Raw genomic sequence first — 18,393 nt, forward strand, 5'->3', positions numbered from 1 at the left:
GAAGAACCAGAAAGGGTTCCAGATCGAGCAAGATCCGTAAGAAGAGCTAGAAAATTAGCGGGAGGTATATCGAATGGCAAAGAGACCAGCAGCCAAGAAAAGAAGAAAGCTCACTTCAGACAAAGGGATTGTACATATAAAATCCTCTTTCAATAACACTATAATCACCCTGACCGATCCCGATGGGAATACACTGATGTGGACATCCGGCGGTACGGCGGGTTATTCGGGCTCTAAGAAGTCGACTCCGTATGCCGCTCAGCTTGGCGCAGACAAAATCGCAAAAGAAGCTATAAAGCTCGGCATCACCAGGGTTGGAATCGAAGTTAAGGGACCGGGCTCCGGTCGTGAGGCAGCTATAAGGACGATCCAGGCGGCAGGTTTGACTATCGAAACACTGAAAGATATCACACCATTGCCCCACAATGGTTGCAGACCAAGAAGAAGAAGAAGAGTGTAATTGAGGAGGGAATTGAATGGCCAGATATACAGGACCTGTTTGTAAACTCTGTCGTCGTGAAGGTTTCAAACTATATTTAAAAGGTGAGAGATGTTTTTCTCCAAGATGCGGCCAAATCAAGAGACCGGTGGCACCGGGGCAGCACGGAGCTTCTACTCGCAAACTGACTCAGTACGGAATGCAGCTCAGGTCGAAGCAGGTTGTCAAGAGGATTTACGGAGTCCTCGAAAGACAGTTCAGAAGATACTTCGAAATGGCTGTAAGAAAACAGGAAGAAACGGGTAACGCGCTCTTGAAGATACTCGAGTCGAGGCTCGACAATACCGTTTTTAGAATGGGGTTTGCCTCTAGCAGGAGACAGGCGAGGCAACTCGTTAGCCACGGACACGTTATGGTGAACGGTAGAAGAGTGAACAAGCCCTCCTTCAACTTAAGAGTCGGTGATGTTGTGGAAATTAAGGAAAAGAGCAGGGTGGTACTGCCAGTTAAGGAGGCAGTAGAAGCTGCCAAAGAAAGAGCGGCATATCCATGGCTAGAAGTCAATTACGAGGATTTCAAGGGTACTTATCTCAGGTATCCGGCCAGAGAAGAAGTGGAGATTCCTGTTGATCTACAGTCCATTATCGAACTCTACTCCAAGTAAACCGATTCTAACCTTCTTGAAAGGAGGTGTGTGCCCGAAAGCTGGGCGAGAACTATGATAGCATCTATAATGCCCAAGAACCTGCGAGTCGAAGAGGAAAAGGAAGATCAAAATAGCTATTACACAAGGTTCGTGCTCTCTCCAATGGAGAGGGGTTACGCGATCACCATCGGTAATTCGTTGAGGAGAGTGCTTCTTTCATCGATACCCAGTATGGCTATAACTAAACTCAAGATTCCGGGTAAGTACCATGAATACGATGTGATTGAGGGTGTGAAAGAGGATATCCTGGAGATAATACTCAACCTTAAGAAAGTTCAGCTGAAACCCGCTCTGGAGTTCTCCGACCCCGTGAAACTCACACTGGAAAAAGTCGGACCGGGAGTCGTTTCGGCCGGAGATATCAAGACACCGACCGGTGTAGAAGTGGTGAATCCTTCTCAGTACATAGCAACGCTCAACACTGATTCGATAGTTTATATCGAACTCTTCGCGGAAATCGGTAAGGGCTTTGTACCGGTTTCAGAGATGGAGATCGATCACGATGTTGAGATGATCTATATAGATGGTATCTTCAGTCCTGTGCTGAAGGTGAATTTTCAGACAGAGAACGTTCGTGTGGGAAAGAGAACGGACTACGACAAGCTGGTACTCGAAGTCTGGACGAAGAAGTCTATCAAACCGTCGGAGGCCTTGCTCCGTGCGACGGATATTCTTACCAGACACTTCGAAGTTGTCTCGAACGGCCTGGGTCAGCAGAATCAGGTTTCTGCTGTTACCCCTGTTGAACCGGAAGAGGAAGAGTTGATACAGGAAGAAGCACAGATGGCGAGCGAATCTCCGCAAACTGAAGAGGTCGATTCCAATCCGCTCACCTCTAAAAGAGTTGAAGAGCTTGATCTCTCGGTAAGATCCCTGAACTGTCTGAAGAGAGATAAGATAAACACTATCGGAGATCTGATAGACAAAACAGAAGCTGATTTGCTGAAGATCAGGAACTTCGGCGAAAAATCGATGCTGGAGGTTGTCAAGAAACTGCGTGACAAATTCAACATCATACTCAAGAAAGAATGATGGTGAGGAGGTCAATTAGCCATGCGTCATAGAGTAAGTGGATCCAAATTGAATATGCCCCACAGCCAGCGAGTGTCTCTGATGAAGAATCTAGCCAGAGAGCTTTTCGAGCACGGTACCATAGTCACCACGGTCACCAAGGCCAAAGAGCTGAGACCGTTCGTGGAATCTATAATAACCAGGGCGAAGAAGGCTACTACGATAACCCAGGAACTGGGTACGAAGAGCGCCGAAAGCCCGGAGGCCATTGAACTCAAGTCCAGAAATCTCGCCCTTCGAAGAGAGATAAACAGGAACTTCAACGACAGAAGGCTCGTGAAGAAGATCTGCGATGAAGTTGCTGTGAAATACTTGACCCGAAACGGCGGATACACCAGAATAGTTAAACTGGGCATGAGAAGGGGAGACGCCAGCGAGATGGCCGTCATCCAGCTTGTGGACAACGAGGAGAAGAAAGAGACGAAGTGATGGCTACCGAAAGGTAGCCATTTTTTGCGGGGTGGCACATGAAGATATTTCTCGATACGGCAAACATCGAACAGATAAGAAATGGAATGAAATTGGGGCTCGTGGACGGCGTCACCACCAATCCAACGCTTGTTTCGAAGGAAAACGCGAAGTTCGAAGAACGCATTGTGGAGATATGTGAAGCCGTAAAGGGTCCCGTTTCCGCCGAAGTCATAGCGACCGATTTCGACAACATGCTGTCGCAGGCAAGAGAGCTGGCCTCTCTGAACGAACATGTCGTGGTCAAAATCCCGATGACGCCCGACGGGATAAGGGCCGTGAAAGTTCTCAGCGAAGAGGGAATAAAGACGAACGTCACCCTTGTCTTCAGTTCGCTGCAGGGACTTCTTGCGGCTAAAGCCGGCGCAACCTACGTCAGCCCCTTCGTGGGAAGACTTGATGATGTTGGGAACGACGGAATGCAACTGGTGAGCGAGATGGATGAGATCTTCGGTAACTACGGTTTTGCAACGGAGATAATAGTGGCAAGCGTGAGACATCCGATGCATGTTCTTCAAGCCGCTTTGATAGGCGCAGACATCGTGACCATTCCTTACGATGTTTTGTTGAGGCTTTTCAACCATCCGTTGACCGACAACGGTTTGAAAAGATTCCAGAGTGACTGGCAGGAATACGAAAGAAAGCAACGCCCATAAGCTTTGTTTTCTGCTTCTTAAATGGTATATTATTGCTGACGGATACTGATGTTTCTCACGATAATTTCGGCAAGGAAGATCCTGGACAGATCCAGGGGAGGAATTGCCGATCCTCTACCTTCGAATATTTGATATGATTTGTGAAAACCGTTGATACGGTGCCGTGACCACCTATGTAATATCAGGGCACGAACTCTTTGGTTAACGGATCGAAATCTGTAAGGCAAAAACGGCACCGCAGTCGTTACCCATCATTTGTCTGGATACACCGGCCGATGGACTGTCGTCAACTGGCCCCTGAGCGCGTTCGATCTGCAAACCCTCGACTTCGGTCGCGGGTGGTTGACCGGAGGTAGGTCTCCCATGCTTTCTTTTGTTCAATAGCTTCAAATAACACTGAATCCCTACTACACGGAAGGAGGATAGGTACATTCTTACTGAATGGTAGGTTGAGTGTACCGCTTGATTTGAGTCCAAGAAAAAAGAAGAGTGAAGAAATCCCGATCGAGAAAATTGAAAAGGAAGAAAAGAAACCCGCCAGAAGAAGAACAACCTCGAAACCCAAAGAAAAAGTAGAGGCCAAAGAAGAGAAGATTATTTCCGAGGTCTCAAAGATCGAACCCGTCGAGGAGCCGCTCGAAGTAGTAAAGGCAACCGAAGAAGAGACGGCAGAAATAGCCGAAGAATCGGAAAAGGTCAGCGAGGGACCCAGGCAAGAAACCCCTGAGGAGCTGAAAGAGGCAAAAAAGGACAAAGACAACATCAGAGAGGTCGAGATCGATATCTCTCAGCTTCAGAACATGCCGATAAGGGAGATCTACAAACTGGCCAGAAAATACGACGTCGCCAATTACACTCAAATGGCCAAGAAAGATCTCATCTTCGCCGTTCTCAAAGCTCAGACGGAATCCTACGGATACTTCTTCGATCAGGGAGTCCTGGAGATAACCGATGGCGGTTACGGTTTTCTTAGAACTCTTGAGAACAATCTTTTGCCGAGTTCGAACGACATCTATGTCAGCCAATCGCAGATAAGACGGTTCAACCTAACCAGCGGCGACACAGTTGCCGGTCAGGTGAGACCGCCGAAAGAAGGGGAAAAATACTTCGCCCTTCTACGAATCGAAGCGATCAACCACAAAGCCATCAACTTCGCAGCCGAAAGGATCACGTTCCAGAACCTGACTCCCATATTTCCGGAAGAACAGTTAATGTCGGAATCGGATACGCACGTTCTGAGCACGAGGATGCTCGATCTCTTTTCTCCAATCGGAAAAGGTCAGAGAGGTCTCATAGTTTCTCCTCCGAAAGCCGGAAAGACGGTGCTTTTGAAAGAACTGGCCAACGGCATCGCCGAGAACCATCCCGACACGATCAGAATAATACTTCTGATCGACGAAAGGCCCGAAGAAGTGACAGACCTAAAGAGAACCACCAGCGCCCACGTTCTTGCCGCTCCGTTCGATATGCATCCCGAAAAACAGATAAAAGTTGCGGAAATGACTCTGGAAATGGCGAAGAGGCTGGTTGAGTTCAACTACGACGTGGTGATCCTTCTGGACAGTATCACCAGACTCGCCAGGGCTTACAACCTTTACGTCCCCCCCAGTGGAAAGCTTCTCTCGGGCGGAGTGGATCCATCGGCGCTGTACAAGCCCAAGCATTTCTTCGGTGCCGCCCGGAACATAGAAGAGGGCGGAAGCCTCACTATAATCGCAACGGCCTTGGTGGAGACAGGAAGCAAGATGGACGAAGTGATTTTCGAGGAGTTCAAAGGCACCGGAAACATGGAACTCGTTCTCTCCAGGCAACTGGCCAACAAGAGAATGTTCCCCGCGATCAATCTGACGCTCTCGGGGACGAGGAAAGAGGAACTGCTTCTTCCGCAGGACATTCTCAGGAAAGTGTGGGTGTTGAGACGCATGTTGTCGGCCATGTCCGAAGAAGAGGGACTGAGATTGATCACGGACAAATTGAGAGGAACGGCCAGCAACGAAGAGTTCCTGGACCTGATCGAAATGGAGAAAAAACAATACTGAACGAGGTTGATTTGAATGTCGGATCTGGTGGTCGGAGTCGATCTTGGTGGCACTGAGACCAAAATAGGCATTGTGGAAGAGAACGGAAGGATACTTTCCAAAAGTATAATACCCACGAAGGTTTTCGAAGGAAGAATAGCGGTAGTGACGCGTATTGTGGAAGCTATCAAGCAGCTGATTATGGAGACCGGGATCTCTGTCGACGGAGTTGTCGGTATCGGCGTTGGTTCGCCCGGTTCGATCGATCACGAAACCGGTACCGTGCTTTTCTCCCCAAATCTTCCCGACTGGTCGGGTTTCGAATTGACCGCCATTCTTAAAAAGCTGACCGGTATAAGAACTTTCGTAGAGAACGACGCCAACGCTTTTGTTCTCGGGGAGTGGGCCTTCGGTGCCTTCAAAGGTTGCAAACACATGATCGGTTTGACGCTGGGAACGGGTGTGGGCGGTGGGGTGATAACCCACGGGACTCTCATGACCGGCAAGAATGGCTACGGCGGTGAACTTGGCCACACCATAGTCCAGATAGGAGGTCCACTGTGTGGCTGTGGCTCGCATGGGTGTCTGGAAGCTCTAGCGTCGGCAACAGCGGTTGTAAATATGGCGCGAGAGTATTCGAAGAGGTTTTCGAAATCGCTCATCTACCAGGCTCCACAGCTTACGGCCAGAGTTGTGTTCGATTGTGCCAAGGCGGGAGACCTCGCAGCCTCTATGATAGTTGAAAGAGTTACGGATGCGCTGGCCGCCGCGATCGGTAATTTCGTACACATTTTCAATCCCGAACATATCGTAATCGGTGGGGGTATGAGCAGAGCCGGAAGTATCCTAATTGATGGAATCAGAAAAAAACTACCGCGATTCGTAATGCCGTCTTTCAGCGATACATTCCAGGTCAACCTCAGCGAGCTGGTTGAAAACGCCGGTATAACCGGTGCAGCTTCGATAGTCTTCTACAGACTGAGTTGACCTTTGAGCTTCTGACTAAGTATGTGGGCCTGTCTGGTCGGTTCTGGCAATCTGTAGATACCGGTGGCTTTTAAAGAAAATTCAAGTGCCTGCTTCATAGAAAGTCCATTTCCGGGAGAGACATACACCGGTTTTACTCCTGGTTTCGTTCTCAAAGAATAGCCTATCAACTCACCGGCCGGCGAGAGTATGGGTGAAATGTCGCCCCGGGAGTTCCCCGGGAGGTCACACTTCCCGTATAGGAGTTTTTTTGCCACTCCTATCGTGGGGACTTCCAGAAAAAGTCCTATGTGTGAAGCGATACCTAGTCCTCTGGGGTGAGCCGTTCCGTGGCCGTCAAAAAAAACGAGATCGACTTCCGGGGTGTTTTTTAGGGCCTCTATTATCACCGGTCCTTCCCTGAAAGACAAGAGACCGGGGATATAAGGTCTTTCGATAATTCCAACATGGTACGAGTATTGCATCAATTCAAGCTCCGGGAAGTTCAAGACCGTGACAACTGCCAGACCTATATTTTTGTCCGGGAAAGAAAGATCTACCCCGGCAACCAGAGAAGGTCTGATAGGGTTTTCCTTTATTAAGATGTCCTCTCTCAGAAGTCTCTGTATTTCAATGGCTTCACTTCTACCCACGTTCCAGGAGTGAAGATCTTTTATTTTCATTAATCCCTCCTTATAACCGCCATCTACCACTGATGAGCGGATTATCGATAATTATTGTGCCATACAGATGTTATAATTTATCAAAAGCCCATTAAGTGGAGGTGTACCGATGAACTTTGTGGTTGAACGCAACGAGATACTCACGCGACTTGAAGCTGTTTCAGGTGCCGCCGCTTCAAAGACGGTCAAGCCAATACTTTCGGGGATATATTTCTCCGTGAAAGGCGAGTCCATCGTTCAGCTTACGGCCACCGATCTCGAGACGGCAATTAAGACGGAAGTGAAGGCCAAACATATCGATGGGCAGGATGGTTTTGTGGTCGATGCGAAGGTGGCTCTCGAGATAGTCAGAAACCTACCCGAGGGAGAGATAATATTCGAGATTGAAGAGACGAATCTAATCATAAGAGCCGGTAAGAGCAGATTCACGCTACCCACTATGGATCCCGAAGAGTTTCCCAATGTGGAAACAACTACAGGTGGTGTCGAGTTCGTAGTATCCGTTTCCGCAATAGAACTGATGATCGATCGTGTAATATTCTGCGCCGCAAGAGATGAGTTTATGAGAAACCTCAACGGTGTTTACTGGGAATTCGAGGGAGGTTTTCTACGCCTCGTGGCGGCCGATGGCTTCAGAATGGCGCTTGCAGAAGAGAGAATAGATGTGAGCGTTGACGATCACTTCCTTCTGACACTCAAGAGCATGAGAGACCTTCAGAATAGTATGAAAAGCGCAATGTCTGATGAAATGAAGATTGTTTACGATGGCAGCAGGGTGGGGTTTTACTTCGATGGAACGGAGATGGTTTCCAAAGTAGTCGATGCCGAGTTCCCCGACTACAAGAGAGTTCTCCCAAAATCCTTCAAGTCGAGAGTCCGGTTGTACACTTCAAATCTCTCCGACGCCGTTCGAAGAGCCTCGATCGCCGCCAGGCTGGGTTCTGATTCCATCAAGCTCGACATAAAGGACGAGCTTCTAAGAATAATTGCGCGCAGCCCCGACCACGGTGAAGCGATCGAGGAGATAGAAGGAAAGAAAGAAGGCGATAACCTCGTCATAGCATTCAATCCGAGGTTTCTTTCGGAGTCTTTGAGAAAAATCGATACAGAAGAGGTGGAGTTGAATTTCGTCGATTCCAACAGTCCGTTGCAGATCAATCCCATCGATGTTCAGGGTTATACTTATATAATTATGCCTATAAGGCTAATATAATGTACCGGGCTGGAATAGGTTACGACGTTCATCCAATAGCGAGAGGTAACAAAGGGCTTTTTCTTGGTGGAGTGAAGGTATCCGACGAGTTTTATCTCCACGGTCATTCCGATGGCGATGTCTTATCCCATGCGATTGTCGATGCTATTCTCGGAGCGGCCGGTGCCGGCAATATAGGACTCTGGTTTCCTGAAAACGAAGTGAACAGGGGTAGGAGAAGCATAGAGTTTCTCGCCGAAGTTCGAACGGGACTGACGGACTCATGGGAGATAGTCAACATCGATTCGGTGGTGGTGATAGGAGAGGTGAGGTTATCCGGGCGCATCGCGGAAATCGAGGAAAGCATCGCGCAGGCGTTGAAGGTTTCAAGTGAAATCATAAGCGTAAAGCCGAAATCCGGTAATGGAGGCGGCACTCAATTCGTACAGTCACAGGCGATCTGTCTTCTCAGAAGGGTGGGAAATGTCGATGCCTGACTTTAGATACGAAGTCATAAACAGTAAGGGTAAGCCCGAAAAAGGAAAGCTGACCGCCAGCTCCAAACTCGATGCCCTTCAAATTCTATCGGGCAGGGGTTACACGGTGAGCGCCATAAGGCCTATCGCATCTCAGGACAAAGTCCGGACCTCGATCTTTCCTCTGTCTCCGAAAGAGGTAAGTCTCTTTGCCAGGCAACTATCTACCATGGTTTCTTCGGGGGTCAGGATAAGAGATGCGCTTCAGGTTCTTTCGACCCAGGCGCTCTTCAGTCGGAGGTTCAGGAGGGTTATCACCAGGGTAGTTCTTGATATAGAGAGCGGTATGAGTTTCAACGAATCGCTTGAAAAATCCGGAGTCTTCGAACCTCTCTTCACCAACCTGGTCAAGGCCGGGGAGACCGGCGGTGTTCTTGACGAGTCGCTCCAGAGAGTTTCGGAGTTCTACGAAGGGATGGTTGAATTGCAGAACGAAGTAAAATCCGCAATGGCCTATCCCCTGTTCATGATGGTTTTCGCGGTCGGTATCGTGGGAATAATATCTTTTTTCATACTGCCAAACCTGATCAGTGCCTTCGGTGGTAATTTCAAACCATCGGGCGTGATGGGAATTCTTCTGAGCGTAAACGATATTCTTAAGTCCCACTGGCCTTTCATTCTGATTGGACTGGTCGTCGTTTTGATCGGTGGATGGCTCTTCTTCAAAAGCAAATACGGCAACTACGTCAAAGAAATCTTTGGAAAAATCATACCTCCTATAAGAAAGTTGAGGAACATGACGGCCATGGAAAGATTCACCAGAACGACCGCAGTTCTCATTGCAAGCGGTGTCGATCTGCCGACCGTACTGGAACTTGCCGGTCAGGTCTCTCAAAGCCCCTCTCTAGAGCACGCCGTACAGATCTCGATCTCGCAAATCAAGGCCGGCGAGAGTATTCACGTTGCCCTGGCCCAGCAGAAAGTCTTTCCGGCGATTGTGGTGAGTATGGTCGCAACGGGCGAGGAGACCGGAAAGCTCGACGAGGTTATGTTTAAGGTGGCCGACTTCTATCACACACAGGTTCAGAGTTCGCTGAAGAAACTGGTTTCACTTGTCGAGCCTATAATGATCATGTTCATAGGAGGATTCATAGGTTTTCTGGCTTACACCATGTACAACACGATATTCGCAATGGAGCAGAGTATTGGATGAGTGTAGTAGAACTCGTATGTTGTCTGGCCATCGTCGGCATATGTATGGGTTGTCTCATGGCTTTCTCGGGAGAAATGATCTCCAATCTGTCGATAGAGTTGAGCAAAGTTGAGCTCGACTGTTTTCTCGAAAATCAGAGACTGGAGGCTGTCAGAAGATCGAAGACCGTTGAGTTAATATATAACTACAGGCAACGGAAGCTTTTCTCGAACACCGGAGATGTGCTCGAAGGTTGTCTGTGGAACAATCTGGAGGACTTCAGGATAATCTTCAATGGCGAAGGTTCGATAGCGATACTCAGTGGCTCAACAACGCTGTGCTTTGAGAACGGTACTGTTTTGACGATACAACCCGTAACTGGGAAAGTCACATACTGAGCAACGATCCGGGGAGTGAAGCCAAATGTTCCAGACCATGATAACGGCACTGAACGTTGATGACGGTTATACCGAAATAGCCAGGGCTGTAGTCGAAGGTCGTTACTTGAAACCTGTCTTTTCGGTTCTAAAAACCGGTCCGAAGAGTCTGGATGAAGCGGTCAGAATCTTTATGCAATACAATGCCCTTCCCTCCGACGAAATCTTCGTAACGAGTTTTCATCCAAAGAACGTCGTTTTCCAGCATCTGGAGGTTCCAAAGGTCAAATCCATGAAGAACCTTCTAAGCGTTGCGAGTTACAAAGCGGCTTCCCAGTTCTCCCTACCACCGGACGAGGTCAGTGTGGCATGCCTTAATTCTTTGACCGCTCTTAAAAGTGGAATCGTACCGGCTTTTGTCATTACCCGAAGGAAGGTCCTCGATGAGTTCATAAGCAATCTCAGACAAAGCGGCTTCCCCGAACCCAACGTTGTTGATGTGAAGCCTTTTCAGATCTTCAAAATCGCTCAGCTGGATGCGCTCGAGGGTAACTACATTCTCTTTACGGTTGACAGCGATTACTCTCTCCTGGTTATGTTCAAGGGCGATGAAATAGTGGGATTGAACTACATAAACGGCGGCTTCTCGGACGTGGCAGACAAATTCAAGGAAGATGATTCTCTGTCACCGAACACGGATATTCAAAGGGAGTTTCTCACAGGGTCCAAGGCTTACTACGATTCACTCATCGAGGAGGCCTCCGAACAGCTTGAAAACATGATATCTTATCAGTTAAGGATGTATTTGACCAATACCCTATCGAGTTCCCCGAACACCTCGGCCGCCGACGAGGCATCTTTCAGTAAGTTTTTCGTGGTCGGTCAGTCGAGCCTTTCTACGGCCGTTTATGGAAGGGCTTTCCAGAGGATGCTCGGCGGGGACGTCGGTGTTTTTGTCTTACCTTTGAAGATAAAGGAAGCGATCGGAATTACGTACACTACGGCCGGACTTCTCATGAGGGGTGGTGAGCAGCTTGGTAGACGTAAACTTGTATTCAAAGAAGAAACGAGTTTGCAGGCTTAGAAATGCTTTGATCATACTGTTGCTCATTGTTGTTCTGGTTATGGGAGCGCGCTTTTTAGCCTCACAGGCTTTCGAATTCAGGTTGAGGCAGATCTCGAGGTTGAAAGGCTATCTCTTCGATAACACCGGAACATACCTCACAGGTAACCTCAGGCAGGATATTCAAACGATAAGGGATAAAAAGCAGGAATACATCAACTCAAAGAACAGACTTTCAATTCAGGTCAGAGATCTTAGAACACATGTTCAGGGCAAATCCCTTGAAATGAATATCTTCAGAACTTTGAACGCCTTTCTGGAAGATGAGAGCGCGATCAAGACTATCCTCACCAGAATGGATTTCGAAAACGGCAAGGGTAACGCTTTCTACTATCTGATATACGATGGAAACACAGTCTCCTTCCCTACTCCATCTAGTACTCCGGTTTTGCTGTCAACCCCCAACGTACGGGGCAACCTGGAATTCGCGGATCTTTACACTCTTCAGATCATTGACCTTGAAGTGGGTGATGAACAATGAGCAAGAACGATAGCGACGATCTGGATTTCAAAGAGATAGAGTTCTCCGATCGATCAGTAACGGGAGTCCCGGAGTCCAGCGAGTTTTTTATTCACAAAGATTTCAAGAAACGCCTCAGCAGGAAATTGACCTTCCTCGACAGAAAGGGTATCAACGCAAAGCTCCTGCTTGGAGCTCTGGTGCTTATAGCCGTGGCCGGTTTCTCCGTTCTGGTTGTTATCTATTCGTACAACGCTTTCAAAAATACGGCTACTCTTCTGGCGGAGGTGAACGAACTCGAGAACGCTTTTCTCGAGGTGCAGCTTCTCACGAGGGTTAGAAATGAGACGATCGGCTCCATGAGCACGAGGAGTTATCTCGGCGATCTCCAGAAAATCCTGGGTATTTCTAACAAACCGGGAGATTACAGGGGAATTTCCTTATCCGGCAGGTCGAGGGACATTCTCGATCTTCTTGAGATGATAGTGAACGAACCCAGGATGATGATAAAGAAGCTAGAATTGAGATCAAATCTGGGTTTCCCTATACTTCCAGAGTCAACTCTGCCATCCAACATTATGATAGAATTGAGAACAGATGTCTCTATCACCGGAAGTTTTTAGGATAGGATTGATGGTATGGAGAAGATGGTTGTTATAATCGTCGTTTTGATATGCGCCTTGGTAACTGGTGGTGTACTGCTAGCATTCTTTCTTCAACCTGTGGAAATAACCGAAGTCACGGCCAATAGAATAAGGGTTGAGCCGATCAACACTTCAAGCTTATCCGAACCAGTCAGGATGCAAGATCACTTTACACCGCTTTTTGCCAGCCCGTCCGAGGTTATAAGCTCTATGCTCGAAGTAGGACAGGAAGCGGAAAACATAGCTTATGTAGCGTATTTCAGATTGAACAGGGTGGATTATGCCGTTCTCGATACGGCCGGAACGCAGGTCACGGTAAGGGTCGGCGAACGCGTAGATCCCTCGTATATTGTGTACGGAATAACAGAATTTGCCGTTTTGCTTAACGATACCAGCACGAACAGCTTTGTGGTTGTGAAATATTTCAGGTCTTGAACTCCTCTGACTCTAGGGGTAAATATGGGGTGATTTCTGTGAGAAAAGTCGCGGTTCTCTTCGTGGTTCTGAGCGCCATCGCTTTAGCATTTTCGAATCAACTGGGTTCGGTTATTCCTTCGATGGATGTTGAATCCGTTACCCTTACTCTGGTCTTCAACGAACCGTTCGTCGAATCGTACAACATCCAGTCAAACCCGTCGAAGACGATATACTCGCTTTCTCTGAACGGTGTGAATGGGAAGGATATGAATCTTCCTCTTCGGATGGGACCGGTTGAAGGTTTGTGGATCAGGCAGGAACCGTCACGACTCTCAGTTAATACCGCATTGCTCACACCCGCTAGAGTCGAACCGGAAATCATCGTAAGGGAAAACGTTGTGATCATAAGGTTTTTCCGGTCGAGTGCCGAGGTGGATATAGATAAATTCACAACTTACGGAATGACCATCGCCAGCGCGATGACATATCTCTTCTCCGAGGAGATACTGAACCTTTCTTACATCCTCTCCCCCAGCGTGAGAGACGAGAAGATACTCGTAGGCTTCACTCTGGCCTTGCCGGAAGAGATACTTCGAAATATCCTCACCTCGCTCGGCGACAGGGTGGCGTATGCATATTTAAGCGACGGGACCTTTTATCTGGGTACTCCCGACGAAGTGAGGGAGCTGGTAAACACTTTCTGGAGAACTTATGTCGGCGTGGAGTTCAACGTCGATGGAGAAACGGTCTCGGAACAGGTGGAAAGGTTGAGAAAGACGCTCCCCGTCAACAGCTTCATAGAGTATTTACCCAACGAGGCCTCGCTGATGGTCTTTGGAGACCTCCAGACACATTTCATGCTTTCATCCTTGCTCACCACCAACATCGTCACGAAGGAGTTTGCAGCGCCTTCGGAGGCAACGCCAAGTGGTGTCGAACCGCTGGAGGCTTACGAAGCGCTCGCAAGAGAGCTCAACTCCGTTCTCTTCTCCGATTCCATCACCATAAGCACTATACCGCAGTTCAACAGGCTAATACTCACGGGCAACAGTAAATACGTCGATGAGCTTTTCGAATACCTCGAGCTCTACAGGAAGAATCTCACGTCCGAGAACCTAGACTCGAGCAGAACCAGAATAACCTATACTCTGCCGGAAAACTTCTTTCTGGTGGAAGACGTCCTGAGGCTTGGGAGTACCGCCGGTTCAGGCTTGCCGGGTGACGGCACGATAGTTGGAACGATCCTGAATCTTCTCCAGAGCTATTCCAAAGATAGCGTAACCGTTGACAGGACGTTCGAGCCGGTTGGAAAAGTGACCTTCGATCTGCCGAAATACCTGGTCGAGTTCATCGACAAAACGATGGAGTCTTTTGACAAGATCTCCGGAGAGGTCACTTACTCGGTAATAAAGTACCACATGCCTGTAGGGGAAGAGACGATTTCCCAGGTCGAGAAGATCACAGGAGCCGTAATCGAGACCATAGGCGAGAAGAAAGGGTACATAATCAAAGGCTCGAAAGCTTCCATAGAAACCGCTCAATACGTTTTGAGCCTTTTCACGGGAATCACATTTGAAGATTACAGAAACACTTATATAGAGCTTAAAGCTGAAAACAAATTCAACGAAGTCAAGAGCTTTTTCGATTCCTATTTTGCTTCCAGAGGTCTGGTTGTTGACGAGTATTCTCTGGAGCAAATATCCGAAAAGCTCATTTACATCTACGCCCCCTCGGATATACTCGATGAAGCCCTGACAGAACTGGAGAACAGGGAGAAACAGATATTCAGGAAAACCGAGGATCTGATACTCGAAGTGGCCCCGGAGATCTATGACTCGGGCCTGGGAGAGCTGATAGATACACTCCTGAATCCCGAGGAATCGCAGGTCTTCATCAGATCGGCCGGATTGATAGTTCTCAGGGGTTATCCGGAAAGACTGTCGGAATTGGAGAAAATCATAGAGGCGAGAATTCCCAGGATCGTTGAGATGATCGAGAAGCGTCTCTCCGGACAGGAAACCAGGATGTCTCTCCAGATAGGCACGATACCCGGCTGGGATCTCGATAAATTCCAAACATATCTAAGAGACTTTCTGGGGCCGGATGAATTTGCCACCATCACAGTTACGAGATCCGGGAACGGATATATAGTCGTAGGTCCGGAAAATCTTTTGAACACAGTGGATGATGAGACCAGAAAGCTCAGAGAGCTTGAAAATCCCTTTTACAGGCTTGAGTCGTCGATACCGTCTTTGAGCCAATTCGAATTGCTACTCGAGAGACTCGGTGTCGCCGTATCTATAATGCCCGTAGATAACCAGTTCATGGTGATCGGATCTCAGGAAAATGTAGAAGAAGCCTCCCGTCTTATAAGACAGCTTGGCAGCGGTTTGCCGGTCGGAGGAGAAGTGACGGTCCCCGGCACCCTTTACAACTATGCCTTCGTAAACGTCCCTTATGGAGAAGTAGCCGGTCTATCAGAACTTCTCGAGAAATTGAACCTACCCGTGGAGTTCGTGAACACACCAACCGGAGTTGCCGCGGTCGCTCCTGAAGAGAGGTTGAAGAAGGCCATGGAAGTGGTGGAATCCATCCTCTCAAGGCTTGAACCTGTTGAAGCCGGACCTGTTGGTTACAGCCTCGTGGATGTAGATCCCGGCTCTCTCGAAAGCCTCAAAACGATTATCGAGAAATTGAGGATCGAAGTGGATTTCGTTGATACCCCTTCCGGAATCGTTGGTATTGGAAGCGACGCCCATCTGGACAGGGTGAAAAAACTGATAGAGGATCTTCTTAAGAAAGAATCGGTTACTCCTCCTCAGGGCGATAAAGAGACGGGGTACATGATATTCCGCGGCAGAAGCGACGTCAGCGTTGATTCGCTCAAATCCGTCGTGCAGGTCTTCGGATACGATCTTACCTTCACTTCAGTTTACGACAAGATCGTTGCGGTCGGAGACAGGTACGACCTGAACAGCTTCAACACGCTTTACGGAGAGATACTCTCCAGCGAAAGCGTTGAAGATACCAGAGTTAGCGTAGAGCTACCCGGTATCCCCGGCTGGGATACTACAAGACTCTCCGCTTACCTGGGCGTTGTATTTGGCGAAAAGGCCGAAGAGATCTCTCTGGTCCAGACTTCAAAGGGATATATATTGAACGCTCCCGGATCGATGGCATCTGCCATCGGTGAAGAGTTTGAAAGACTTTCAAGGATCGAGAATCCCTCTTATTCCATAGAGACGAGAATGCCAAACATAACGGAGATAGATAGCCTCCTGGCGAGACTCGGAATCATCGTCGATATACTCCAGGTAGAAGACTACAGCGTCGTGGTCGGTTCTTCGGAGAACGTTGCCAAAGCGCGCGAGTTGATAACTAAACTGGTTGACACTCTGGGAGTTCCAGAGCAGACAAAGCCCCAGGTTTTCAAATTATCCGCCATAACTTCCGGAGATGTGGAGTACTTCGTACCTATTTTCGGGAGTATAGATATCGAGGTCGCGCTCCTTGAATCTCCTGCAGGAATATTGATCGTCGGCAAGGAAGACCAGGTGAACAGGGCGCTCGAAATAGCCGACAGTATCCTGGAAAGGAAACCCTCACAAGAAGTTTCGACAGCGTACGAGTTCGTCGATATACCTTCAGATGGTGTTACCACTTACGGCGAGATTCTGAAGCGGCTGGGTTTGAGTGCCGAACTCTTTCCCTCACCATCGGGTGTTCTTCTTATAGGATCGGAAGAAGATATAGATAAAGCCAGGCCAATAATCGAGGCCATACTGGAACGTGAAGCGAAAACCGTTTCCCAGAGCGATGAACAGCAAAGAGTATCGATGATCGTCAAAAATATACCGGGCTGGACGGAGGACAAATTCACCGGTTACTTCAGAAGCCTCCTTGGGGAGAGCGAGTTTGCCGGAATCTCCATAACCCCCTCTGTTAGCGGCTTTATAGTCATAGGAGAAGAGAAAGCTCTGGCGAAGATGCAGAACGAAGTCGTCAGACTGTCGGAGATAGAGGACCCCTTCTATCTGGTAAAGGATACTCTTCCACCGGTTGATCAGCTCGACAGGCTCTTGGAGAGACTCGGGTTGAACGTGAGCATCCTGCCGGTTGGGGAGAAAAATCTGATCGTCGGCGTGGAAAGCGACGTAATTAAGACCGGAGAGTTGATCGATACACTCAAGACAGATCTGGATACAGGCGATGAGAAGTACGTTTACAGATTTTCCGATGTCAATCCACAACTTAAGGGCGTTTTAGAAAGCATCCTCTCCAGTCTGAAGATCGAAGTGGGACTGACAGAAGCGGGAAACAGCATGGCGATCGTTGGCCTGGAGAAAGAAGTTGATGCCGCAAAAGTAATCCTGGACGATGTAGCAGGACAGATAGTTGGCGATACGGCGAAGGGTAAAATCGGATACTCCTTCGTGGGAGTCGAGAGCTCGCAGATAGACAGCTACAGCGAGATACTGGATAGACTGGAGTACGAGGTCGATCTTCTCTCCTCGCCGTCGGGAGTGCTGGTGATAGGAGAAGAGAACGCGGTCAGGGGAGCGGTAGAGATGATCAACGCGATACTGGCCAGGGAAGAAGAGATAGAGAGCAAGGTTGGAGAGAGCGTCAGAGTCTCGACGGTACTGTCGGTCGTCCCGGGCTGGAGCGACGAGAAGTATTCCGGATACTTCAGGGACTACCTTGGAGAGGACGATTTCGGAAGGATATCCATAACCCCGTCCACAGGCGGATACATAGTGATAGGACCGCAAGAAGTGCTGGAGAGGATGGAGAAGGAAGCCGAAAGGTTGACAAGTATAGAAGACCCGTACTACGTGGTGGAAGAGACACTGCCTGCGATAGAAGAGCTCGACACACTGCTGGAGAGACTGGGACTGAAAGTCACCATCCTCCCGATAGAAGACAGATACCTCGTGGTCGGGAAGAGAGAGAGCGTGGAGAAGGCCTCTCAATTCATCTCGACACTGAAGGCGGGGATGCAACCTGCGGTGGAAGAACCGCAGGTCTTCGAGTTCGTGGAGATAGAGACCCAGTACATAGACTCGCTGGAGAGGACGCTGGAAGAGCTGAAGGTGAAGGTACAGCTTATCCAGATAGGCAACAACGTTGTGATGATAGGCTCGAGCAAGGATCTGGAAGCTGGGCGAGAACTGCTGGCGCCGATAGCCGAGAGGTTGAAAGAGACACCTGTAGAGAAGAAAGTGACCTACTCCTTCGTGGGAGTCGAGAGCTCGCAGATAGACAGCTACAGCGAGATACTGGATAGACTGGAGTACGAGGTCGATCTTCTCTCCTCGCCGTCGGGAGTGCTGGTGATAGGAGAAGAGAACGCGGTCAGGGGAGCGGTAGAGATGATCAACGCGATACTGGCCAGGGAAGAAGAGATAGAGAGCAAGGTTGGAGAGAGCGTCAGAGTCTCGACGGTTCTATCGGTCGTCCCGGGCTGGGATCAACAGAAGACCTTCGAATATTTCCACGACTTCC

Annotated in this window: 16 protein-coding genes and 1 pseudogene; 16 read left to right on the forward strand and 1 reads right to left on the reverse strand. The window is 48.8% G+C overall.

Annotated features, from left to right (window positions below):
* Nucleotides 1-73 precede the first annotated feature (73 nt).
* The 7 genes from rpsK to PKX57_RS07665 all read left to right on the forward strand — a co-directional run bounded on the left by rpsK (nt 74) and on the right by PKX57_RS07665 (nt 6,345).
* Entirely contained in the window at nt 74-460 is a 387-nt protein-coding gene (gene rpsK, locus PKX57_RS07635; protein WP_169698215.1) for a 30S ribosomal protein S11, read from the forward strand.
* A 16-nt stretch (nt 461-476) separates the two neighbouring features.
* Nucleotides 477-1,103, forward strand: a complete 627-nt coding sequence (gene rpsD, locus PKX57_RS07640; RefSeq protein ID WP_169698214.1) for a 30S ribosomal protein S4 — start codon at nt 477-479, stop codon at nt 1,101-1,103.
* Nucleotides 1,104-1,157: 54 nt separating this feature from the next.
* Entirely contained in the window at nt 1,158-2,177 is a 1,020-nt protein-coding gene (locus PKX57_RS07645; protein ID WP_169700752.1) for a DNA-directed RNA polymerase subunit alpha, read from the forward strand.
* A gap of 21 nt (nt 2,178-2,198) precedes the next feature.
* Nucleotides 2,199-2,645 carry a 50S ribosomal protein L17 gene (gene rplQ / locus PKX57_RS07650; RefSeq protein WP_213922824.1) on the forward strand — a complete coding sequence of 149 codons (447 nt, stop codon included), beginning with the start codon at nt 2,199-2,201 and terminating at the stop codon, nt 2,643-2,645.
* A gap of 38 nt (nt 2,646-2,683) precedes the next feature.
* Complete coding sequence (gene fsa / locus PKX57_RS07655) at nt 2,684-3,340, forward strand: fructose-6-phosphate aldolase (protein ID WP_213922825.1); 657 nt, start codon at nt 2,684-2,686, stop codon at nt 3,338-3,340.
* A gap of 467 nt (nt 3,341-3,807) precedes the next feature.
* Entirely contained in the window at nt 3,808-5,379 is a 1,572-nt protein-coding gene (gene rho, locus PKX57_RS07660; RefSeq protein WP_470745858.1) for a transcription termination factor Rho, read from the forward strand.
* 15 nt (nt 5,380-5,394) lie between these two features.
* Entirely contained in the window at nt 5,395-6,345 is a 951-nt protein-coding gene (locus PKX57_RS07665) for an ROK family protein (protein WP_472416648.1), read from the forward strand.
* Here the strand turns inward: PKX57_RS07665 and PKX57_RS07670 are convergent.
* On the reverse strand, nt 6,330-7,007 hold the full coding sequence (locus PKX57_RS07670; RefSeq protein ID WP_472416650.1) for an endonuclease V: 678 nt from the start codon (nt 7,005-7,007) through the stop codon (nt 6,330-6,332). The two genes, PKX57_RS07665 and PKX57_RS07670, sit on opposite strands and share 16 nt — an antisense overlap.
* A 109-nt stretch (nt 7,008-7,116) precedes the next feature.
* Here PKX57_RS07670 and dnaN point away from each other — a divergent pair, with 109 nt between their 5' ends.
* The 9 genes and pseudogenes from dnaN to PKX57_RS07715 all read left to right on the forward strand — a co-directional run.
* Nucleotides 7,117-8,220, forward strand: coding sequence for a DNA polymerase III subunit beta (gene dnaN, locus PKX57_RS07675; protein ID WP_472416652.1), 1,104 nt, complete (start codon nt 7,117-7,119; stop codon nt 8,218-8,220).
* Nucleotides 8,220-8,696, forward strand: coding sequence for a 2-C-methyl-D-erythritol 2,4-cyclodiphosphate synthase (locus tag PKX57_RS07680; RefSeq protein WP_213922831.1), 477 nt, complete (start codon nt 8,220-8,222; stop codon nt 8,694-8,696). Before dnaN ends, PKX57_RS07680 begins: the two co-directional genes overlap by 1 nt.
* Nucleotides 8,689-9,888, forward strand: coding sequence for a type II secretion system F family protein (locus PKX57_RS07685; protein ID WP_213922832.1), 1,200 nt, complete (start codon nt 8,689-8,691; stop codon nt 9,886-9,888). The genes PKX57_RS07680 and PKX57_RS07685 overlap by 8 nt, the downstream gene beginning before the upstream one ends.
* Nucleotides 9,885-10,265, forward strand: a complete 381-nt coding sequence (locus PKX57_RS07690) for a hypothetical protein (RefSeq protein WP_213922833.1) — start codon at nt 9,885-9,887, stop codon at nt 10,263-10,265. Before PKX57_RS07685 ends, PKX57_RS07690 begins: the two co-directional genes overlap by 4 nt.
* A 25-nt stretch (nt 10,266-10,290) precedes the next feature.
* Nucleotides 10,291-11,328 carry a hypothetical protein gene (locus tag PKX57_RS07695; RefSeq protein WP_213922834.1) on the forward strand — a complete coding sequence of 346 codons (1,038 nt, stop codon included), beginning with the start codon at nt 10,291-10,293 and terminating at the stop codon, nt 11,326-11,328.
* Nucleotides 11,329-11,335: 7 nt separating this feature from the next.
* Nucleotides 11,336-11,848: a hypothetical protein gene (locus PKX57_RS07700; RefSeq protein ID WP_472414702.1), complete on the forward strand. Its 513-nt coding sequence runs from the start codon at nt 11,336-11,338 to the stop codon at nt 11,846-11,848.
* On the forward strand, nt 11,845-12,450 hold the full coding sequence (locus PKX57_RS07705) for a hypothetical protein (protein ID WP_213922836.1): 606 nt from the start codon (nt 11,845-11,847) through the stop codon (nt 12,448-12,450). The genes PKX57_RS07700 and PKX57_RS07705 overlap by 4 nt, the downstream gene beginning before the upstream one ends.
* Nucleotides 12,451-12,465: 15 nt before the next feature.
* On the forward strand, nt 12,466-12,906 hold the full coding sequence (locus PKX57_RS07710) for an alpha/beta hydrolase (RefSeq protein ID WP_472416654.1): 441 nt from the start codon (nt 12,466-12,468) through the stop codon (nt 12,904-12,906).
* Between the two features lie 38 nt (nt 12,907-12,944).
* Nucleotides 12,945-18,393 (forward strand): annotated as a pseudogene (locus PKX57_RS07715) (hypothetical protein); the annotation flags it as partial.

Origin of the sequence: Mesotoga sp., assembly GCF_035363035.1 — a bacterium.
GTDB lineage: Bacteria > Thermotogota > Thermotogae > Petrotogales > Kosmotogaceae > Mesotoga.